Origin of the sequence: Paraburkholderia sp. RL18-085-BIA-A (genome assembly GCF_046027075.1) — a bacterium.
In the GTDB taxonomy this organism is placed as follows: domain Bacteria; phylum Pseudomonadota; class Gammaproteobacteria; order Burkholderiales; family Burkholderiaceae; genus Paraburkholderia.
The window spans coordinates 1-19,861 of the sequence record NZ_JARESU010000141.1 but is presented as its reverse complement, the minus strand read 5'-3'; the positions used below and the strand labels follow the sequence as shown (position 1 = coordinate 19,861).

At 60.3% G+C, this 19,861-nt stretch carries 18 protein-coding genes and 6 pseudogenes; 9 read left to right on the top strand and 15 right to left on the bottom strand.

Going from position 1 to position 19,861, the window contains the following annotated elements:
* The first annotated feature begins 283 nt into the window (after positions 1-283).
* Together P0D89_RS43385 and P0D89_RS43380 are read left to right on the top strand one after the other, a co-directional pair.
* Positions 284-535, top strand: coding sequence for a type II toxin-antitoxin system Phd/YefM family antitoxin (locus P0D89_RS43385; protein WP_408367716.1), 252 nt, complete (start codon positions 284-286; stop codon positions 533-535).
* Positions 532-921 carry a type II toxin-antitoxin system VapC family toxin gene (locus P0D89_RS43380; RefSeq protein ID WP_408367688.1) on the top strand — a complete coding sequence of 130 codons (390 nt, stop codon included), beginning with the start codon at positions 532-534 and terminating at the stop codon, positions 919-921. The genes P0D89_RS43385 and P0D89_RS43380 overlap by 4 nt, the downstream gene beginning before the upstream one ends.
* 225 nt (positions 922-1,146) lie before the next feature.
* Here P0D89_RS43380 and P0D89_RS43375 read toward each other — a convergent pair.
* The 3 genes and pseudogenes from P0D89_RS43375 to P0D89_RS43365 all read right to left on the bottom strand — a co-directional run.
* Positions 1,147-1,383 (bottom strand): annotated as a pseudogene (locus P0D89_RS43375) (ATP-binding protein); the annotation flags it as partial.
* Between the two features lie 102 nt (positions 1,384-1,485).
* A pseudogene (locus P0D89_RS43370) lies at positions 1,486-1,578 on the bottom strand (IS6 family transposase); the annotation flags it as partial.
* A gap of 145 nt (positions 1,579-1,723) precedes the next feature.
* Positions 1,724-3,451 (bottom strand): tannase/feruloyl esterase family alpha/beta hydrolase, encoded by a 1,728-nt coding sequence (locus P0D89_RS43365; RefSeq protein WP_408367690.1) that lies wholly within the window; start codon positions 3,449-3,451, stop codon positions 1,724-1,726.
* A 429-nt stretch (positions 3,452-3,880) separates the two neighbouring features.
* Between P0D89_RS43365 and P0D89_RS43360 the strand changes: the two genes are divergently transcribed.
* Positions 3,881-4,720, top strand: a complete 840-nt coding sequence (locus P0D89_RS43360; RefSeq protein WP_408367692.1) for an IS110 family RNA-guided transposase — start codon at positions 3,881-3,883, stop codon at positions 4,718-4,720.
* A 351-nt stretch (positions 4,721-5,071) separates the two neighbouring features.
* On the opposite strand, the gene P0D89_RS43355 is transcribed toward P0D89_RS43360, so the two are convergent.
* Positions 5,072-5,724, bottom strand: a protein-coding gene (locus P0D89_RS43355; RefSeq protein ID WP_408367718.1) for an IS6 family transposase whose coding sequence is annotated in 2 segments (ribosomal slippage) — positions 5,072-5,511 and positions 5,511-5,724 — 654 coding nt in all. Because the reading frame shifts where the segments join, the coding sequence is not laid out codon by codon here.
* On the opposite strand from P0D89_RS43355, the gene P0D89_RS43350 reads away from it, so the two are divergent.
* Together P0D89_RS43350 and adhP are read left to right on the top strand one after the other, a co-directional pair.
* Positions 5,638-5,820: a hypothetical protein gene (locus P0D89_RS43350; protein ID WP_408367722.1), complete on the top strand. Its 183-nt coding sequence runs from the start codon at positions 5,638-5,640 to the stop codon at positions 5,818-5,820. The two genes, P0D89_RS43355 and P0D89_RS43350, sit on opposite strands and share 87 nt — an antisense overlap.
* Before the next feature lie 492 nt (positions 5,821-6,312).
* A complete protein-coding gene (gene adhP, locus P0D89_RS43345) occupies positions 6,313-7,338 on the top strand; it encodes an alcohol dehydrogenase AdhP (protein WP_408367694.1) in 1,026 nt (341 codons plus the stop codon).
* 188 nt (positions 7,339-7,526) lie between these two features.
* Here adhP and P0D89_RS43340 read toward each other — a convergent pair whose 3' ends face one another.
* The 6 genes and pseudogenes from P0D89_RS43340 to P0D89_RS43315 form a co-directional block, all read right to left on the bottom strand.
* Positions 7,527-7,781, bottom strand: coding sequence for a UDP-glucose 4-epimerase (locus P0D89_RS43340; RefSeq protein WP_408367696.1), 255 nt, complete (start codon positions 7,779-7,781; stop codon positions 7,527-7,529).
* A 30-nt stretch (positions 7,782-7,811) separates the two neighbouring features.
* A pseudogene (locus P0D89_RS43335) lies at positions 7,812-8,126 on the bottom strand (BON domain-containing protein); the annotation flags it as partial.
* An 8-nt stretch (positions 8,127-8,134) separates the two neighbouring features.
* Positions 8,135-8,485: an FAD-dependent monooxygenase gene (locus P0D89_RS43330; RefSeq protein WP_408367720.1), complete on the bottom strand. Its 351-nt coding sequence runs from the start codon at positions 8,483-8,485 to the stop codon at positions 8,135-8,137.
* Positions 8,474-8,749 (bottom strand): annotated as a pseudogene (locus tag P0D89_RS43325) (IS6 family transposase); the annotation flags it as partial. The gene P0D89_RS43330 and the pseudogene P0D89_RS43325, both read right to left, overlap by 12 nt.
* Positions 8,750-9,087: 338 nt before the next feature.
* The gene (locus tag P0D89_RS43320; RefSeq protein WP_408367698.1) at positions 9,088-9,756 is read right to left on the bottom strand and encodes a GntR family transcriptional regulator; all 669 of its coding nucleotides are present in this window, start codon (positions 9,754-9,756) and stop codon (positions 9,088-9,090) included.
* Between the two features lie 89 nt (positions 9,757-9,845).
* A complete protein-coding gene (locus P0D89_RS43315; protein ID WP_408367700.1) occupies positions 9,846-10,826 on the bottom strand; it encodes a Gfo/Idh/MocA family protein in 981 nt (326 codons plus the stop codon).
* A gap of 236 nt (positions 10,827-11,062) precedes the next feature.
* Here P0D89_RS43315 and P0D89_RS43310 point away from each other — a divergent pair, with 236 nt between their 5' ends.
* Complete coding sequence (locus P0D89_RS43310; protein WP_408367702.1) at positions 11,063-12,361, top strand: MFS transporter; 1,299 nt, start codon at positions 11,063-11,065, stop codon at positions 12,359-12,361.
* Positions 12,362-12,444: 83 nt separating this feature from the next.
* On the top strand, positions 12,445-13,335 hold the full coding sequence (locus P0D89_RS43305) for an amidohydrolase family protein (protein WP_408367704.1): 891 nt from the start codon (positions 12,445-12,447) through the stop codon (positions 13,333-13,335).
* 226 nt (positions 13,336-13,561) lie between these two features.
* Here the strand turns inward: P0D89_RS43305 and P0D89_RS43300 are convergent.
* The 5 genes and pseudogenes from P0D89_RS43300 to P0D89_RS43280 form a co-directional block, all read right to left on the bottom strand.
* Positions 13,562-13,773: pseudogene (locus P0D89_RS43300) on the bottom strand (DDE-type integrase/transposase/recombinase); the annotation flags it as partial.
* A gap of 135 nt (positions 13,774-13,908) precedes the next feature.
* Positions 13,909-14,115 (bottom strand): annotated as a pseudogene (locus P0D89_RS43295) (DUF1275 family protein); the annotation flags it as partial.
* A gap of 12 nt (positions 14,116-14,127) precedes the next feature.
* Positions 14,128-15,378 (bottom strand): threonine/serine exporter family protein, encoded by a 1,251-nt coding sequence (locus tag P0D89_RS43290; protein ID WP_408367706.1) that lies wholly within the window; start codon positions 15,376-15,378, stop codon positions 14,128-14,130.
* Between the two features lie 14 nt (positions 15,379-15,392).
* A complete protein-coding gene (locus P0D89_RS43285; RefSeq protein ID WP_408367708.1) occupies positions 15,393-15,581 on the bottom strand; it encodes a hypothetical protein in 189 nt (62 codons plus the stop codon).
* A 367-nt stretch (positions 15,582-15,948) separates the two neighbouring features.
* Entirely contained in the window at positions 15,949-16,668 is a 720-nt protein-coding gene (locus P0D89_RS43280; protein ID WP_408367710.1) for an IS6 family transposase, read from the bottom strand.
* A 358-nt stretch (positions 16,669-17,026) separates the two neighbouring features.
* On the opposite strand from P0D89_RS43280, the gene P0D89_RS43275 reads away from it, so the two are divergent.
* A complete protein-coding gene (locus P0D89_RS43275; RefSeq protein ID WP_408367712.1) occupies positions 17,027-17,509 on the top strand; it encodes a (2Fe-2S)-binding protein in 483 nt (160 codons plus the stop codon).
* Complete coding sequence (locus P0D89_RS43270) at positions 17,506-19,761, top strand: xanthine dehydrogenase family protein molybdopterin-binding subunit (protein ID WP_408367714.1); 2,256 nt, start codon at positions 17,506-17,508, stop codon at positions 19,759-19,761. The genes P0D89_RS43275 and P0D89_RS43270 overlap by 4 nt, the downstream gene beginning before the upstream one ends.
* Positions 19,762-19,861: the final 100 nt, after the last annotated feature.

Genomic DNA, 19,861 nt, shown 5'->3' with positions numbered 1-19,861 from the left:
GTCTGAAGGGATACTGGCAGCCAGCCTGGACCCGCAAACACGACATTTCAATTTAGCGGAAACGCGACATCTGAACTTTGGACTAACATCCTCGTGGTTGATAAATTATGTTATGTCAAATTGACGTTGCAGGCGGGCGCTGCTCTAGTCCGAACGGCCAGACTGAAAAAGACCTCCACCGGAAACCCCATGGCACGCCGAGTCTGAGCGCCCAAGCCGGCGATTGCATTACTACCCCATTCGAGATAAACTAAGGTCACTAAACTAAGTTAATGGTGTGGCCATGCAAATTTACAACATGCACGATGCCAAGACCAATCTGTCTCGGCTCATCGAGGAAACCGTGAGCGGCGGCGAGCCGTTCGTGATTGCCAAGGCCGGCAAGCCGCTAGTCAAGGTGGTGCGCATCGATGTGGAAGCAGAAAAACCACCACGGCGCATTGGCTTCATGAAAGGACAGATCAAGGTGCCGGCGGACTTCGACACAATGGGAGCGGACGAGATCAGCGACATGTTTGAGGGCAAGGCGAAGTGAAGCTGTTACTCGACACTCATCTGTTGATTTGGGCGGCACTCGATGATCCTGCATTACCCGACGAAGCGCGCACGGCGATCGAGGACACTGACAACAATCTGTACTTCAGCGTCGCGAGCATTTGGGAGATTGTCATCAAGAGCGCGCTAGGACGTGACGACTTTCAAGTTGACGCACGCGTCCTCCGCAGGAACCTGCTTGATGCTGGTTATGAAGAACTGTCCATCGAAGCGCAGCATGCGTTCGAAGTCGCGGCGCTCCCGCAGCTTCACAAAGACCCGTTCGACCGGCTTCTCCTCGGTCAAGCGATGGCAGAAGGAATCGTGTTGTTGACCCACGATGATCAGATAAAACGGTACGACTTCGCTCCGGTACGGTACGTCTAGATCTCTCAAGAAACCGTCGGCGATGTCCAGTGCCGCGATGGGATCGAGCCCAGTAATGACATCGAACCCGACGTCCGCTAAAAATGCACGCATTGATGCGAGGCCGTCCGCGTTGTCGTCCACCAGTAGCACCCTTGTACCCGGCTGGGGCGAACCGATTGCGCCGCTCCCCGTGGCGCAGATGGCACTCTTCGCTTCCGAGTGGCTAGGGACTATCGGCAGCGTGACAATGAACTCCGAGCCGGTTCCTACGCGCCGGCTGATTTCGGCTACCCTGCCTCCGTGCAGTTCTACGAGATTTTTGACCAGCGCGAGGCCGATCCCCAATCGGCCTTTCGATCGGTCGGTGGTTGTCCCTCCCTGCTCAAAAATGGTAAACCGGCGCGGCATCAGCTCCGCGATAATACTGGGCCCCGGTGTCGGCGCTGGAGATAGCGATCTCTCCCTCGCTGGCTTGCGCATGAACACGAATCGGCTCTGTCAGGTTGGCGGGCGCAGACTACGTTCGCAGCTCAAGAGTAGTTATCCTTATCAAATGACTTTGACCGTCAACCTGACAGAGCCCTCAACCATCCGCAGGCTCAGCGGGAAACGGTGGTACAGCCGCACCGCGTAGCTGATCACATCAGGCGGCCACCGATAGCCGGCATAGGAAATGGTGTCGGTGGCCGACGCGCGGTGGGGCAATGTAGTCGACCTGCCAACAACGTGACAATACCTTCTTCGGATATGCAACGTGCCGGGCGCGCCTTTTGCGTTGGGGCTTGTGTATCGTGTCCGATGCACAAGCCCCAGCAACAACTCACTGTGTCGCACACGTAAAACTCGACGCAGCGTTCACATCGCCCGCCCCGTTATAGCGTGGGAAAGTCGGGTACTCGCAAAGCGGCCGAGTGCGTCCCGGCACACCCGCCGCATCCACGACAATCTGCTCTGGCGGCATAACGCCATTTTCGACCCAGTTCTCCATGGTCGTGAGCGAGTCCCAAGCGGCATTGAACACACTGCTGACCGCGTGCCCATATCCGGGAATCTCATAGAAACGCACGAAATTGGCGACGGCCGACGCACCCATGGTCGTCTGCAAGCGCTGATAGTACTGCTCGGTCGAACGCGTGCTGACGAGCGCGTCCGACATGCCGTGCGCCATCAGGATCTTGCCGCCCTTCGCGTTGAATACCGACAGATCCGTCTTGTTGACGTCCTGCAAGCCGCTCAACTGACTGATACGCGCTTGCAAACTGCCTGGGTTTTGCGGGTCGACCGTAAGCGAATTGTAGTTGGGGTCACGGGTCACGAAATAGCGTATCCACTGGTCCCAAAACACGCTGAGATACGGCGCGGTCGTCGGCATCGGCGAGGCTGGTTGCGACGTGCCCAGGGCAAGCGTCGTGACCGTCGGCTGTAATGCCGACGCATTCACGACGCCGAGGTCTGCGCCATAAACGTTGAAGCCGGGATACTGCGTTTCGCCGCTAGCGAGCGAATAACCGAACGTGATCGGCGTGTTGTAGATATTGAGCGCCGAGATCTGCGCGTCCGACAGACAGGTATCGCCCGTGTCCACGCCGCCCGCGCATCGCAACGGCGCTCCGTTGAGCGTCGCCGTCGACGGATTGAAATTCGCGTTGCAGGCGGCGACGTTGCTAATCAGCCCGTCGGCCACACCATCGAGCGAATCGCAGGCGGCCAGCACGGCGTTGAGCAGGATCTGGCGCTTGGCCTGATCCAGATAGGCGCCTGGTGCCGCGAGGGCGCGCGTGATGCGGCCGAACTGAAGATCGAGGCTGGCGGCCGCCCATGCTGGATAGAGAACGATCGAGCCGTCCCAGTCCTGCGGCCAGCGCTGCACCACGGCAAGCGCCTCGCGGCCGCCGGACGATCCGCCCGCGAAGTAGGCGCGCTTCGGCGCCTTGACGGCGTAGCGCTTGTCGATCAGATAGACCGCCGCGTCGCGGGTCTTTTTCAGCGCGTCGCCGGAGAAGTTCGCAACGGCTTCGTCGTTCACGCCGAACGAGCCGTCCTCGCTACCCAGCGCGTTCGCCTGATGCCCCGAGTCGCTCGCGAAAGTCGCGTAACCGCGTCCAAGCGGAGTGAGGTGCGTCGTGGGGCCGGCGGGCACGTTGCCAGTCGGCGCAGGAATTGTACCGTCATAGCCACCGCCGCCGAACATCATGATCTTGTTGTTCCAGACCGTGGGCATCGCAATGTGAAATTTGATCTGCGGCGCGGCCGGATCGGCAGGATTGATCGCGCCGCTCACGAGGCAATATTCTCCCGTGGCCTGCGCACCGCTTCCCGAGGCGGGCATGACGGTGGCGGCCGTCACCGTCGCACCGGTGGTGGGTAAGCCAATGGACGCCGCCGGCACGGCCTTGCCGACAAGCTGTGCGCAACTGAGCGGCGTCGCCGCAGGTGGATTGAGATTGTCGTCGCCACAACCTGTTAGCGACAGCAGGGTCAGCACGGGTGCAAAGACTAACGAGGAACCGATGCCGCCGAGATTCCGGACCGTAATTTTCGTCTGCATGGCCTGTCTCCATTGTTGGATTAATGCATCTGGTACTTCTGTCATGCCTGTTGTCCACGACCAGGTATGATCGTTGCGACGGCAACCATCACCGTATCGGATGGAAATCGCCACGGTTCAGATCGAATGCCTCATTCGGGTGAGCGGGCAAATCATCCACTGAGAACTTTAATAGTCCAAACTGAGGCAATAGCCAGCGCATTAGTCTTTTTACGGTTCTACTGAGGTGGACACGACGCCTCCCTCCGGGGGGCACTGATCGACGTCGCCCCGCCGTGTCGAAGTTCATCATGGAAATCGACATACTCGGCATCGATCTCGCGAAACAGGTTTTCCAGTTTCACTGGCCGAGCGTCGCGGACGGGCTGTACATCGGGCAAGGGTTTCGCGTGGCTCACTGGCTGAATGCGTGCATAGAAATCGGGGCTGGTGATTCACGGAAGCCTGCAGCACGGCTCACCACCGGGCCCACTAGGCCCGGCGTTCCCAGTCAATGGGAACAGAAGTCGGCTGATCAGCACCCAGTACGTCACGCCGTTCGCCAAGACGAACAAGCACGATCGCAACGATGACGAGGCGATCGTCGAGGCCGCGAGCCGGCCCACCATGCGCTTCGTGCCAGTTAAAGCCGTTGAGCAGCAGGACATCCAGGCGGCCCATCGCATGCGTGCCATCCTGCTGCGCCACCGTACTGCGCTGATCAAGCAGATGCGCGGCCTTCCTAGCGACGCGATCTTGCGATCTCGCGGTCACCGGACGCGTTCAAGCGTGGGTCCCAGTACTGCTGCACACCAGCGCCGGCGAGCTCACCTCGTTTTGCCAGACGCTGCTGACCGAACTCCTTCAGCACCTGCGCGCAATCGAAGAACGCGTCCACTTCATCGAGATCTCCATCCACTCATTCATGAAGCGATCGGCGCTCTACCGCAAGATCACCAGATACCCGGCGTCGGCCCGATTCCCGCGACCGCCATCGTCGCGGCAGTCGGCGACGCCAGACAGTTCCCCAACGGCCGACATCTGGCTGCCTGGCTGGGCCTCGTGCCGCGCCAGTATTCGTCTGGCGGCAAGTCACGCCTGCATCGCATCAGCCGGCGCGGTGACACCTACCTGCGCACTTTGCTCATTCACGGCGCGCGAGCGGTGCTGCGGTTCGTGAAGTCCAGGACCGATGTGCACTGCGTGTGGCTGCAGCAGCTGATTGGGCGACGGGAATATAACTGCACCGTGCTTGCGCTGGCCAATCGTAACGCGCGCGTTATCCACTAGAACTGTTTGCGTTGAAATGCATTGTGAAGGTGTCTCCCCCGTACCACCTCTGCTTGATACTGACCGGGCGCGACAACTGCAACTTGGCCGCCTGATGATGTTGGATGCCCGATTGTCCGCTGCTCGGCCGAGCCCGGCGCAGCACGACACTGGAAAACGCATCGGCCCGCTTCGAGGTAGGTCACGCTCCAAATACATCTTTCGGTCTTTCATCCATGCTTCCGGGAGCAGACATGCGACTGGCTGACTTCATCCTGCGTGACATGGAAGCGATCCTGTGCAATGGGAACATATTACGGTTGTGGTGCAAATAGCGCAGGCGAGCGCGAAGCCGCGCGGCTGTTCGTCATCTCAGCGAGATGAAAGGACCGCCGTCCAAACCGAGGGCGCAGCGGTATCTTTGAGATGCAGCTTCATCAGGTTGAACTGGCCTTTGCGAATGCGATGCATCAGCTCGATGCCGGAAATGGTTGTTGCCGCAGTCCTGAAGCGCTTAAAGCCGAGCATCACGGTCACCCGCGCTTTGAGGTTGCGATGATCCTGTTCGATCAGGTTATTCAAGTACTTCGACGATCGCAATGTTGTGCTTTCGGGCAGCAATTTATCGATCGTCATTTCGCGCACTGCGCGGTGAGACGCCGCGTAGCCGTCCAGCGTGATTGTCTTGGGAGCGAGCCCTTGACTCCTGATCGCTTTCGCGAAGAAGGCCTTGGCAGCAGCGACATCGCGCCTGGCGCTGAGCCGGAAGTCAACCGTCTTGCCAGCCCGGTCAACCGCTCGGTAAAGATAAACCACTTGCCACGGATTTTCACGTAAGTTTCGTCGACTCTCCACGACCGGCCGGCTGCCGTAGCAAAGCGGTTCCAGCGCCTAACGAACTCCGGCGTGAACCGCTTGACCCAGCGCATGATCGTCGTGTGCGCCAGAGAAAGGCCACGTTCGGACATCATCTCAACCAGATCGCGCAGGCTCAGCTTGTAACGCAGGTACCAGCGAACGCACAAGACGATGACTTCGCGATCGAAATGCCGACCTTCGAACAGCTTGTCAATGTTCCTCAGCTTACTCATCTGTTTGCCCTGCGTGCGTCAAAACCCTGAGCCTAACCCATCGGCCTTCATATTTGCACCAGAGCCGCCGTGTCTAACCTTAAAGGTTCAGATCATCCAGAAACTCGGATTCCGGGGCGACACTCGTGACAAGCAAATGATCCCGCGCACGCGTGCAGGCGATCTACAGCAAATGGCGTTCGGTGTTGTAAATCTCTTCCAGATCAGTGTCGTCTGCCACAGTCTCGATGCGCGATTGCAGGGGAATGACCTCATCCGAGATGCCAGACCAGTGACAGAATTGCTCCGGTCTACGAGGGTCGCGGCGCCGCGCATGCCGCCGACATGCGCGATACCGCTTTGCGCCACCCCCACTGGATGCATGCACCACACGAGCAATGGCTCAACTGAGGTCTGGCAAAGCCATAACGACCCATTTGGCCTGATTTGGAAAAAGTGTCGGTGCTAGATGACCTAAGTCAATTGCGCCGTATCCGTGAAGAAGATACTGATCGCCACGCAATCACCGTCCGGAGAAAGATCATGGTCCAACTTATGAAAGCTGCCGTCGTTCACGAATTCGGCGCTCCGCTGCGTATCGAAGAGGTCCCCGTCCCGACGCCCGGGCGCGGACAGATTCTCGTCAACATCAAGGCGTCCGGCGTGTGTCACACGGACCTGCACGCGGCTGACGGCGACTGGCCGGTCAGGCCCACACTGCCCTTCATTCCCGGCCACGAAGGTGTCGGCTATGTCGCCGCCGTGGGCGAAGACGTCACTCATGTCAAGGAAGGCGATCGCGTCGGCGTGCCGTGGCTGTATACCGCCTGCGGTCATTGCGAGCATTGCCTCGGAGGATGGGAAACGCTGTGCCATGAGCAGCAGAATACCGGCTACTCGGTCAACGGCGCCTACGCCGAGTACGTTCTGGCCGATCCTGACTACGTCGGCCACCTGCCTTCGTCCGTTGCGTTTGAAGATATCGCACCGATCCTCTGCGCCGGCGTGACCGTGTACAAAGGCATTCGCATGACGGACACACGTCCTGGTCAATGGATCACGATCTCAGGAATCGGCGGCCTGGGTCACGTCGCGGTTCAATACGCGATTGCAATGGGCCTGCGTGTGGTAGCGGTCGACATATCCGCCGACAAGCTTGCTCTCGCCCGCGAACTCGGCGCAACCCTGACGTTCGACGCTTCGCAATGCGACGCTGCGGCGGCGATCCAGAAGGAAATCGGTGGAACGCATGGCGTACTCGTCACCGCTGTATCGCGCAGCGCTTTCGCTCAGGCACTCGGCATGGTGCGCCGGGGCGGAACCGTCGCCCTCAATGGGCTGCCGCCGGGTGACTTCCCGCTACCGATCTTCTCGACCGTGCTCAACGGCACTACCGTGCGAGGTTCTATCGTTGGTACTCGCAAGGACTTGCAGGAATCACTCGAATTCGCCGCGCAAGGCCGCGTTCGCGCGCGGATCCACCTCGATCGTCTCGACAATATCAATCATCTTTTCGCCGAATTGAAGAATGGTCGCGTCGATGGCCGCATCGTGCTGAAGCTCGATTGAGCGGCGCAATCGACAAACAAAAGAATGGACGCGAACGCCTGAGCGGCTCGCGTCCTTTCCACATATAACGTGTAGACGGATCCTTTCGGGGGCGGACCGTGAAGGGTCCGGACGGACCCACGAAGTAATAGAGCGACGTAATGGATCAGGCAACTGGTTCAGGAGCGCCTGATAGACATCACTTCGGCTCAACGACACTCGCGCGGCTGAACCGGTAGCGTATTCGCCATCTTGAGCCGCACCCAGTCCATACCTTCACGCAAACCCACCAGTACCGCTTCGCGCTTTGTGGGAAAAATACCGCTGTGCGTGAATTCGTGCTTGAAGATTCCCTCTGGCGTCCGATGGCTCGGCTGGATCGAGCAATCGAAACCGCCGGCTGTGGGATGTGTGGTTGCGATGACCGACCAGTCGTGGTCGCGCATGTTGCCCGAAATCGTCATGGGTCGCTCCTGGTTGATGCTTCGTCATTGAACCGAGCGCTCCGCCATCGAGTCGACGGTGCCGGTCAGCGTGACGGTTCCATCGCGCACCTTAACGCCGATGTGCTTCGCCTCGCGTTCGGCGTGGCGTCGTAGCGCCTTGCTGATCTGTTCGCCTATCTCGTGAGCGGCCGCGTCGCCGGCTATGGTGATCAGGTTCGACATGCCTATGACGCCTCGCTTGTGTGAAATCGTGCGCGTCGCGACGCGGCTCTGATAAGCCCAGTCAACCTCGCCGCGCAACGTCACCCAACCTTTCTCCACCTGCACCTTGACCGCCTCTTCGCTCATCCCGACCGTCGAGTGTTTTTATGTCAGGCGGAGGTTTGGCACCAACAGGTGTGCGTACCAGCGTCCCGCGACCGATCGTCGGGACGTGCGTCGTCCGGGCCGAGTAAGCCTGTACTGAAGCGAGGTTTGGGCTTGAATTTCATCTGCAAGAGAAAGTCCCGCACAGGCGGAATGAAACGGCTCATGCGGAAGAGGGACTGCCAGGCGAAGGCGCTAAGCGTCGAGCTTGGCGCCATGACAATGCCGAGATTCAGGGCGAGCCGGATGAGTGCCCAGGCATGCTTGCGACGCTCGGACTCATAGGATGACAGTATCGACTCAGGCATCTGGATGCGCAGCACAGCGGCAAGCTTCCAGCGAAGGCTTTCATCCATCCTCCAGCTCTTGCCGACCGGACGTTTGTGCTTGCGAAAGGCCTTCTCGAACAACGGTACGAGTTTGATCACCCAGCGATGCACGCTCGAATGGTCGACCGCGAAACCCCGTTCGGCCATCATTTCCTCGAGATTTCGCAAGCTCAGCGAGTAGGCCACATACCACCGCACGCACAGAAGTATCACGTCCAGAGGATAGTGCAGGCGCTTCAGTACCTTCGCTACGCCGGCAGGCAGGGCTTGTCTCGCAGTCGCCTTCGTCATCTCACGCTTCACTTCGGCGGGAAAATATCAACTTCGATTTTACTTCTGCCCCCTTAGCGCGACAAAGCCATCACTTACCCTGGTTTGCATAGCTTCTGCAAAGCGGTGACGAATCCGGTTGAACCGGCACTCCGAAACCTGCGTATTGGGTGTGTAAATCTGCAGTTAGTCAGCGCAGGCTGTGTTGCCCGAGGTATCGCCGCATAGCCACTGCTTAGCAATGCCTGGATATCGCGACGCCCATAGATGTCGCAATAGTGAAAAGCGGTTTGAGAAAACCGATATCATCCAGAGTTCTTATGGAACCAGAACCCTCTACGCCAGCGGGCGACGGCCAGTCAACTTCCTGCATCGCCGCATGCGATTGGTGTTGGGACCACGCCCTCGCCTTCCCGATCGCGGAGATAGTCGTTCTTCGCGCTCTGCAGGTGATCGACGCTTAGCTGTGCGAGCGCCCAGCTATCGGTTCCCTTGAGTGCCTGAATCATCATGTAATGCTCGTTGGCCGATTTGCGGGCGTGCTCGATATCGACCGTCTTGGTTGCGCGCACGGGCAGGCTCAAGCGCATGTAGTGCTTGATGGACTCGACCAGATAATCATTGTCGCAGGCCGAGATCATGGTCATGTGAAAGGCATCGTTGCATTCGTGCAGTGCGCCGAAATCACGTTCATCCAGGAAATGAAGATACTTCCTGTGCAGATCTTCGAGATCAGCAATCAACGCGGCGGGTGCAGGCAACGGAATGCGCAAGACCGCCTGGCGCTGAAGCAATTCACGAACTTCATAGATCTGACGGACTTCGTTTGGCTTCAGTACGCGAACGGAGACTCCCTTGTTCTTTTCGCGGACCGCGATCCCCAGCCGTTCGAGTTCGTTTAATGCCTGGCGCGTGAAATGCCGCGTGGCGCAAAAGCGCGCCATCAATTGATCTTCCACCAGCCGCGCGCCCGGCTTGAGACGCCCGAAGATGATGTCCTCGTGCAGTGCGCGGGCGATCTCGTGCACCTGCAACGGTCTGGGCGGGAAGTCGGCGACCTGGTCGGGTTGGCTATGAGCGTTCATTCGAGAGATGTGCAGTATTCGGGTTCTGGCGCTCAGCCTCGCGCGTAGATTTGCTCGACGAGTTCCAGCGTCCGCAGATTGTCTTCCGGCGAGGTTTCGAATGGCGTGTCGTTTGCCAGGGCATCGGTGAAGTGGGCGATCGCGGCCGCATAGGAATCGATATAACAGGCTTGCAAATCGTATTTCTCGACCAACCGCTGAACCCCATGACAGGTGAGTGTATCGCCCGCGAGGTGCACCGTGCCGCGTTCGCCTATCAACAAAAGCTGGTCGCTTTGAGCCGGCGGTTCACCGTGCACGCAGAAATTCGCCAGCAGGTTGACCGCTGTTCCGTTCTTGCTGACGAACGCGAGCGCGGCTCGATCTTCGCCGGCGATCTGACTGCATTGCTTGCCGAGCCGGCTATGAACGAGTTCGAGTTCGCCGAGCAGAAAGCGCAGGGTGTCGATGTGATGGATGAGCACTTCCATCACCAGGGCACGATCCAACTGCGCCATGAACGGCTGGCGCTCGATTGCGGGTAACTTGCCTTCGGCGTCGGGCAGAAAGCCCGATGTCAGCAGTGTCATTTGCGCCTGCGTGATCGGACCTGCCAGTCCCGCTTGAAGCCACTGTCCTATCTGCCGGTAGTAGGCACGATAGCGCCAGTTCTCGTGCACCATCAGGCGCGTCTTGCCGGACACCTCGGCAACGAGCGCACGCGCCGCTTCATAGGTTGGCGCGAGCGGCTTCTGACACAGGATGGGGAAGCCTCGGGCCGCCGCCATCTGTACCAGTTGCGCATGCACTTCCCTCGGCGCGGCGATATCCAGCGCATCGATTCCGCCGCTGGCCATTAGCTCATCCGCGCTGGCGTAGACCCGCGCGATATCGAACGAGCGCGCCCGTTCGCTAGCGCGTTCCAGCGACGGATCTGCGATCGCCACTACTTTCGCGCGGTGCGCCTGCCGTCGCCACCCGAGAAGGTGGTATTGCGTGACCCAACCGGCACCAATCAAGCCGATCTTCAGCATTACGGGATCCCCTTTGTTCGTTAGTACCACTTGGCCGTAATTATTGACAGTTTTGAGCGCAATGACAATTTGACAGGGGTTAACCCGTACCTGTAAGCGATTTCTCGACCGATCGATTGACGCCATGTTCTCGAATTATTAATAATGCACTTTCAATCCGACTATCGGACAGAGGCAGGCATGGAAAACGCTGGACTGACAACCCGACCGTCATCGCCGAATCAGGGAGACAGAACTTGAACTGGTACAAAACGTTCAGCACAGCGGAGCGCACGACCTTCCATTCCGCATTCCTCGGCTGGGTGCTCGACGCCTTCGACTTCATGGTCTTCACCTTCGTAGTAACGTCGCTCATCACGCTGTGGGGCGTGAGCAAAGGCGAAATCGGCCTTCTCAGCACCGTCAGCCTTCTGTGTTCGGCGATCGGCGGTTGGGTGGCGGGCGTGCTGGCCGATCGATTCGGACGGGTGCGAATCCTCAAGTACATCATCCTCTGGTTCTCGCTCTTTACCTTCCTGATCGGGTTCGCGCAGAACATGGAGCAGTTGTTCGTGCTGCGAGCGTTGCAAGGCTTCGGCTTCGGTGGCGAGTGGGCGGTGGGCGCGGTGCTGATCGGAGAGATCGTTCGACCCGAGCATCGGGGCAAGACCGTCGGCGCCGTGCAAAGTGGCTGGGCGGTAGGCTGGGGGCTGGCCGCCCTGCTCTACACGGTGGCGTTCTCGCTGCTGCCTGAGGGACTCGCATGGCGCAGCATGTTCTGGATCGGCCTGCTTCCCGCGTTCTTCGTCTTCTATATCCGCAAGCATGTCGCCGAACCAGAAAGCTTCAGGCTTGCGCAGCGAGCTATAAAGGCCGCGGGCGAACGTCCTTCGTTCCTGCGCATTTTCTCGCCGCGCATGTTGTACACCACGGTGTTCTCCTCGCTGATGTGCGCCGGACTCCAGGGAGGCTACTACGCCATCGCGACCTGGATCCCCACCTTCCTTCGCACGGAAAGGCATTTGTCGGTGATCGGCACGGGGAGCTACCTCGCGGTTCTCATCACGGGTTCGTTCATCGGCTATGCCGGCGGCGGCTACATCTCGGATCGGATCGGCCGGCGCGGCAACATGCTGCTGTTCGCGACCTTGTCGGCCCTGTGCACGATCGCCTACACGAAGCTTAATTTCACCAATGGCGAAATGCTTTACCTCGGCTTCCCGCTCGGGCTGTGCGCGTCCGGGATCTTCGGCGGCATCGGCGCCCATCTCACGGAATTGTTTCCCGCGGCGCTGCGGGCGAACGGGCAAGGCTTCGCCTACAATTTCGGCCGCGGCATTGGCGCGCTGGCGCCCGCGCTGGTCGGCATGATAAGCGCGAAGACCGGGCTCAGTAACGCGATCTGCATCCTGGCGGTGGGCGCCAACGCGATCGTCTTTGTGACGGCGCTGCTGCTTCCCGAAACACGGGGGCGGCGCCTCGACGACGCCCTCGATCCGCTGGCCACACCGGATGCATCGCCGGCGGCCGAGCATCCGCTACAGCACGGGGCATGAAGCCCGCCGCGAGCTGACATGCGGACAGCGGGCTTTCGCCATTCATGGCTCGGGTGGTACGCCCGACTCTCGACGGAAATCTGATGACAACACCTATCGATGACGGCCGCGCGCCGCTTTGTCCACCGCCCGCGCCGGTGCAGACCGGCCCGTCGGCTTTCGACATGCCCGCCGGCGCGGTGGACACCCATGCCCATGTGATCGGCGGGCCACCGCGCTATCCGTGGATGCCGGATCGCGCGTATACGCCGCCGCCGGCCACGCCGGACGCATACATCAAGATGCTGGACGATGTCGGCTCGCAATATGGCGTGCTGGTCCAGGTCAGCGTGCACGGACAGGACAATAGCCTGACGCTCGAAACGCTGGCCGCGAACCCCGGCAGATTGCGTGGCGTGGTCGTGCCCGCGCTCGGCCTGAACGATTCGGCCTATCAAGCAATGAAGGATGCGGGCGCCGTCGGCATGCGCATCAACGTGTTGCACGGGGGCGGCGGAGTCGGTTTTTCGCAGCTGGCCGAGTACGACGCACTGGCGCGCGACTGGGGCTGGCACATCCAGTTCCTGCTCGATGCCCGGAACTTGCCCGATCTGGCGCCCCGGCTGGCGAGACTGCAGTCGCCGGTCGTGATCGACCATATGGGGCATTTGCCTACATCCGCGGGTGTTGCCAGTCCCGGCTTCCGGCATCTGCTAGCGCTGGTGCGCGACGGCGCCTGGGTCAAGCTTTCAGGTGCGTATCGACTGAGCGCCGAAGAGCCGCCTTATCGCGATACCGTCGCTTATGCGCAGGCGTTGATCGACGTCGCGCCTGGGCGTTGCGTCTGGGGATCCGACTGGCCGCATGTGTCCTTGTGGAACACTATGCCAACCGTTGGGCAACTGCTCGATACGCTTGCCTTGTGGGCGCCGGATCTCGCCGTTCGCAACGCGATCCTAACCACCAACGCCCATCAGCTGTACGGCTTCCGATAGATCGCGACAAGAACTTCCTCGCTTCGGGCATAGGCACATGCCAAAGCGGAGAAGTCGTGACCTTCACGGCACGTCAAGGGCGCGTAGCAGAAAGTCAATGGTGTTGCCGTCCTTGTCGACAAGACCGCCGGTTAACGACCGGCGCGTCACGATGCGCTGCGGCCACCGGATGGTTCTGGTGCAAATAGGTAAGCCGGGTTGAGAAGTTTCCTCTAGGCAGGATACCTTATCGAGTGGACAGGACAGCATTCCATACGGCGGGCGCAGCGGCATCCTTGAGGCCGAGCTTCGCGAGATCGAACTGGCCCTTGCGAATTCGATGCGTCAGCTCGATGCCTGAAATCGTGGTCGCGGCGCCCCTGAACCGTTTGAAACCGAGCATCACATTCGTTCTGGATTGATGTGGCGATGGTCCTGCTCGATCACGTTGTTCATATACAACCAGTTGACTGAAAAGCAGCAAGCCGGCCAGCAACAGAAAGTGAATTCGCAGCAGCAAGTTTGCAAGGCGCGAACCGCGTCGCCTTGATGCATTGGCAATGAGCCAGGTGATGGCGACGGCATGAAGGCCGGTATCGCCAGCGCCTGCTCCAGCTTGAGCGGTCCGCCGCGCACCAACACTGCGGCGATGACCACGAGGTTGCCGGTGATATGTGCGGCAAAGATATTGCCGAGGGTCAGAAAACTGGTCAGGTCAACCATGCCCGCAATCACGCTGAGCAAAGGTGGAAGTCGCCGCTCAAGCCGCGACAACGCCTGGGCCTCATCTGCTATCGACATGCTTCGCTTCCCTCAAGATTTTGCCCGCGTCGATCGCTGTGCGAAGAAATCGATGACCAGTTTTGGCACGATGAGGCCGAGACCCATCGCGAAAATAATCGAGATCGCGATCAGGCCATCGTTGACCGTTGCCGCGACGAGTTCCAAAGTCGCATGCGAGCCGTCGGCGAGCAGTTGCAGCACGCCGCTTGTCATTCTGAACACGAAGACCCCCGGCATCATCGACACCACCGAGGCGAACCCAATCGCCGCAAAAGGCAGATGCGTGCGTCGCGAGACCGGCGTCAGGATCAACCCTACAATCACGCAGGCGACGAGTGCGCCGACGGTGACGCTGGCGCCAAGCGAAAGCGCCACCCACCTCAGCGCATGCGCCAGCATGCCGACCGTGATCGGCCACGCCAGCATGCGCAGCGGCGTGGAGAAGAAGATGCTATAGGCCGCCACCGCAACGCCGGCGGCGATGATGTCTTGCCAGAGTGGCACGGCCCGGCCTGCTGGATCTATCGGCAGGGAGATGCCGAGCAGCGAGAGTCCGAAAAGTAGTCCGATCGAGATCGCCACGATGATGAGCCCCGCATAGATCAGACGCGCGGTCCCCAGGTGGATACGGCCTTGAATGAGATCCATCGCAGCATTGAGCAAATGCGGCCCCGGTACCAACACCATGCAGGGGCAGACGGCGACCAGGCGCAGCGACGAACTCAGCTCATAGCGGGTTGCCAGCGCGCCGATCGCGCCGGCGAGCAAGGCCGCGCAAAACGGTTGCAGAAAAACATTATTGCTGTAGCGCACCAGGGTGCGGCGCAGTAAGCCGCCCGTCGCCGCGCTCGCGAAGATAATGCTCGCCGCGGGCAGATGCTGGACACCGAAGATCACAGCCAGGGCGACCGCGCCCGCCGCGGCCGCCAGCGTGAACAGCCAGGTCGGCGCCGGCGGTCTCTGTGAAATCGCGTCGAACATTGCCATGGCATCAACGGGGGCAAGCCGTCCGGCGCCAATGTCGTCGATGGATTGCGTCGCGCAGGCCACGCGGTCCATGTCCACGCCGACGGGGTCAGCCGCCACCGCTTCGGCGAATCGATCATCGCCGTCGCTGGCTTGCAGCTGCAGCTCTCCCCAGCGCGGAATGACCCGCGTTTGAATGCCTAATGCCGTGCCGAGCCGCTCTACCTCAGCCAGCATACGGTCGGCGGATTGACCGTTCACGAACAGCGTCCGGGCAAATGCCAACACGAGAGAGGTGCGTTTTTCCAGTGTCATGCGAGGCACCCCACTCAGGTCGGATACACCGGGAGGTAGGCGCAGGCCCGGATATGCGCGTCGATGCCGCACGGGCGCGCCACGCGCGCGAGCTGGCTGTCGAAAATCGTTTCGGCCACGCGCGTGGTGACGTGTAGCGAAGTGGCCAGAATCTGGCACCGCGGTGGGTAGATCAGTCCGCTGGCGAGACTTTGCTCGGTCACCTGTTCCGCGACTGCTTTTGCCGCAATCGGTACGCGTCGTGTCCTGAAAGTCCGTTGCTCTGCCCGGACCTGCCATTTGACGGCCTGATCGCGTCGTGGCTGGTATAGCAAACGCCAGCCTCAGATACACGATCAATGCTTGCTTCATGGCGAGTTCCCTTCGTGCGTCTGCACAATATCGGTCCGCCGAATTGCAGATCGGTCACCGGAATCGGAAATCGGGTGACAACTTTGACTTTGAAGGGACGGTGGCGTGCAATGGATTGACGCACGCCACCCGGGAGTCAACGGAGAGAGTCAAGGAACTCAGGGCGGCTGTGGTGCAAACTCGGTAGGCGGGCAAGAAATCGCCCATGCTTCGGAGACCTTAACGAGCTGAAAGAACTGCCATCCAAATCGAGGGCGAAGTGGTATCTTTGAGGTGCATGCTGGTGAGATCGAACTGGCCTTTGCGAATGCGATGCATCAGTTCGATGCCGGAGAGGGTAACGGCGGCACTGCGGAACCGCTTGAATCCGAGCATCACGTTCACGCGCGATTTGATGTGGCGGTGATCCTGCTCAATCAGGTTATTCAGGTACTTCGAGGATCGCAATTCCGTTCGCCTGGGTAGCGACTCGTCGGTCTTCATCTCGCGGACCGCCCGATGAGATGCCGCGTAGCCGTCCAGCGTGATCGTTTCAGGAGCGCGTCCCTGAGTCCTGATTGCCTTTGCGAAGAACGCCTTTGCTGCCGCCACGTCCCGCCTGGCGCTGAGGCGAAAATCGATCGTCTTTCCCTCTCGGTCAACGGCGCGGTAGAGATAGGCCCATTTGCCGCGAATCTTCACGTAGGTCTCGTCGACCCGCCACGACTGACCGGCTGTCGTAGCCAACCGATTCCAGCGTTTGACGAACTCCGGCGTGTAGCGCTTCACCCAACGCAGGATCGTAGTGTGGGCGAGGGACAGGCCGCGCTCAGCCATCATTTCCACAAGATCACGCAGACTGAGCTTGTAGCGCAGATACCACCGCACGCAAAGGACGATGACTTCGCGGTCGAAATGACGTCCGTTGAACAACCATTCGAGATCTTTCAACTTGCTCATTGGCCCGTGATCGTCAAAAGTTCGAGGGTAACAGACCGACGCGCCGGAATTGCACCACAACCAGTCATATTTGCTCGCGATCTTGTCTAGCGAAATGTGCGCCTGCACGAGCATCTATCACGCGCTTCGGCGCGACGGCTTCGACGATCTTGACCCGCAGTTTTGCTGGAAGGCATTGACACCTCGTGATCATCTGAATACGCTGTATACAGATCATACAATAGAAATTGTTATGGCTCGCTGTCCAAGAGCAGCACGGGTACGATTATGCAACCGATTGCAATAAAACTAGCCAGGCCGCGATTCCACTTCAGGGAAACGTGCAGCCATCAAAATTCGTCAGGAGCGTCACCAGACCATGATCACGCTGACCGTCAATGGCGTGCGACACACGCTCGACGTCGATCCTTCGACGCCCCTGCTCTATACATTGCGAAACCAGTTGCAACTGAACGGCCCGAAGTTCGGCTGCGGGCTTGGTCAGTGCGGCGCTTGTACCGTGATCGTCGGCGATCAGCCGGTGTTCTCGTGCCTGTTTCCTGTCGTGGCCGTGGGCGAGCGGCCGGTGCGTACGATCGAAGGGCTGGGGACCGTTGAAAACCCCGGTGTGCTGCAGCGGGCGTTTATCAATCAGCAGGCGGCACAGTGCGGCTATTGCATTTCGGGCATGGTGATGCGGGCGCAGGCGCTGCTTGAACAGGTGCCGACTCCAAGCGACGAACAGATTCGCGCACATATGTCGCCGAACCTGTGCCGCTGCGGTACGCATATGCGAATCGTCGCCGCGATCCGTGAAGCCAGCCACGCCAAGGCAGCGGCAAGACCAGGAGCGACGCAATGAAGCGCGACGATACGCTGGACGATGCCGGGCGGCGGCGCTTTCTCGTTGCGGGGACCTTGCTGGTGAGCTTTACGCTTGTGCCGGAGAAGTACACGGTCGCACAGACAACTACGGAAGCCGGCTCGTTCAAAGCGTCCGTGCCCACCCTGCCCGGCAGCCTCAAAATTGCGCCGATGCTCGACGCGTGGATCAGGATCGACGAGCACGGCCATGTGACGGTATGCACCGGCAAGGCGGAGCTCGGCACCGGTATCAGGACGGCCTTCTTGCAGATCGCGGCCGAACAGCTCGACATCACGCCGGCAAGCATCACCCTGATCACCGCCGACACCGGCGCGACGCCGAACGAAGGCTATACGGCAGGCAGCCATTCGACAGCGGACAGCGGCACGGCAATCTTCAACGCCGCCGGTCAAGTTCGCGCGTTGCTGGTGCAAGCGGCGGCAGCGCGGCTTGGCGCGGATGCGGCCACACTGACGATCCAGGCGGGCGCCATCGTCACCGCCGATGGACGGCGCGTGACCTACGGAGAAGCAGTCAGCGCCGCGAATCTTCACCAGGCGGCGCAACCCGGCATGCCGCTGAAAGATCCAAAAAGCTTCACGATCATCGGCCAGTCGATGCAGCGGGTCGACATTCCGGGCAAGGTCACAGGCGGCAAGAGCTATGTGCAGGACATGCGCCCGCTTGGCATGGTGCACGCCCGAGTGGTCCGGCCGCCCTCTTACGGCGCCGTCCTTGTCGATATCGATACGCACCGCGTCGAGGCGATGCCGGGTGTCATCAAGGTCGTCCGCGACGGCAGTTATCTCGCAGTGGTAGCCGACGATGAATGGCGCGCGATTCTCGCGATGCGCGAACTGTCGGCTGCGGCAAAGTGGCATGAAGGCCCGCAATTGCCCGATCCCGCCACGATTCACGAAACGCTGATGAAATTACCGGCACAGGAGATTCCGGTCGCCAACCAGGTGGCTCCCGCAGCACCTGCCGTGCGCACGCTGCATGTGCGTTACACCAAGCCCTATTTGACGCATGGTTCGATCGGTCCGTCATGCGCTGTCGCATTGTTCGAAAACAGGCACCTAACGGTGTGGACGCACACGCAAGGCGTCTATCCGCTGCGGGGCGGTCTGGCCGAGATGCTCTCGCTGCCGCTCGACAACGTGCGATGCATTCATGTCGAGGGTGCGGGATGCTATGGCCATAATGGCGCGGACGACGTTGCCGCCGACGCCGCGCTGATCGCGCGCGCGATGCCCGGACGCCCCGTGCGCGTGCAATGGATGCGCGAGCAGGAACACACATGGGAGCCGTTCGGACCCGCAATGACGACGGATGTGGCCGCATCGTTCGACGCATCGGGCAAGATAGTCGACTGGAAGTATCAGCTCTGGAGCAACACTCACAACAACCGCATCGACAATGCCGGCCGCCTGATGCCGACGTGGGCGCTCGCGAAGCCGTTCACGCCCGCCCCGCCAAAGACGATTCCGATGCCCGAAGGTGGTGGCGACCGCAACAGTATTCCGCTGTATCGCGTGCCGAACCTATGGGTGCAGCATCATTTCCTGCCCGAGATGCCGATTCGCGTTTCGGCGATGCGTTCACTCGGGGCCTACCTCAACGTGTTCTCCATCGAAAGTATGATGGACGAACTGGCGCTCGCCGCGCACGCGGATCCGGTGGAGTTCCGGCTCCGGCATCTCGACGACCCCCGTGGCCGTGACGTGATCGAACTGGCCGCCAGCCGATTTGGCTGGCAAGCAGGTGCGCGTCCCAAGGCCGGACATGGAGTCGGTTTTGCGTTTGCGCAGTACAAGAACCTGATGGCTTATTTCGCCACGGCGATGGAGGTGTCGGTCGAACGCGAAACGGGTCACGTGCAGATCGAACGTGTGGTCGCAGTTGTGGATTGCGGACAGATCGTCAATCCGGACGGTGTGCGCAACCAGATCGAGGGCGGTATCGTGCAGTCGTCGAGCTGGACCCTGTTCGAGCAAACCACCTTCGATACCCAACGCATTACCAGTTACGACTGGGGCACTTACCCGATCATGCGCTTTACGTCGATGCCGAGGTCGATTGAAGTCCATTTGATCGACCGGCCCGGCAAGCCCTTTCTCGGCGTGGGAGAAGCCGCGCAAGGTCCGACCGCGGCGGTTCTTGCCAACGCGATTGCGAACGCGACCGGCATCCGCCTGCGCGACCTTCCGCTCGCCGGAGCGCGCCTGAAAGCGGCGCTATCGGCCTAACATGGGTTACTTCGAGCGATGTGGGCCGGCCGTCGACGCACGCACCACCAGCTCCGGTCGCAACACGACATTGATGGGGCGTGCAATTTTGCCCTCTATC

What these genes read in the sequence shown, in the direction of transcription:
- P0D89_RS43385 (WP_408367716.1), top strand. Translation starts at nt 284, where the DNA reads ATGCAAATTTACAACATGCACGATGCCAAGACCAATCTGTCTCGGCTC.
- P0D89_RS43365 (WP_408367690.1), bottom strand. Translation starts at nt 3,451, where the DNA reads ATGCAGACGAAAATTACGGTCCGGAATCTCGGCGGCATCGGTTCCTCG.
- adhP (WP_408367694.1), top strand. Translation starts at nt 6,313, where the DNA reads ATGGTCCAACTTATGAAAGCTGCCGTCGTTCACGAATTCGGCGCTCCG.
- P0D89_RS43340 (WP_408367696.1), bottom strand. Translation starts at nt 7,781, where the DNA reads ATGACGATTTCGGGCAACATGCGCGACCACGACTGGTCGGTCATCGCA.
- P0D89_RS43330 (WP_408367720.1), bottom strand. Translation starts at nt 8,485, where the DNA reads ATGGATGAAAGCCTTCGCTGGAAGCTTGCCGCTGTGCTGCGCATCCAG.
- P0D89_RS43315 (WP_408367700.1), bottom strand. Translation starts at nt 10,826, where the DNA reads ATGCTGAAGATCGGCTTGATTGGTGCCGGTTGGGTCACGCAATACCAC.
- P0D89_RS43305 (WP_408367704.1), top strand. Translation starts at nt 12,445, where the DNA reads ATGACAACACCTATCGATGACGGCCGCGCGCCGCTTTGTCCACCGCCC.
- P0D89_RS43290 (WP_408367706.1), bottom strand. Translation starts at nt 15,378, where the DNA reads ATGACACTGGAAAAACGCACCTCTCTCGTGTTGGCATTTGCCCGGACG.
- P0D89_RS43280 (WP_408367710.1), bottom strand. Translation starts at nt 16,668, where the DNA reads ATGAGCAAGTTGAAAGATCTCGAATGGTTGTTCAACGGACGTCATTTC.
- P0D89_RS43275 (WP_408367712.1), top strand. Translation starts at nt 17,027, where the DNA reads ATGATCACGCTGACCGTCAATGGCGTGCGACACACGCTCGACGTCGAT.
- P0D89_RS43270 (WP_408367714.1), top strand. Translation starts at nt 17,506, where the DNA reads ATGAAGCGCGACGATACGCTGGACGATGCCGGGCGGCGGCGCTTTCTC.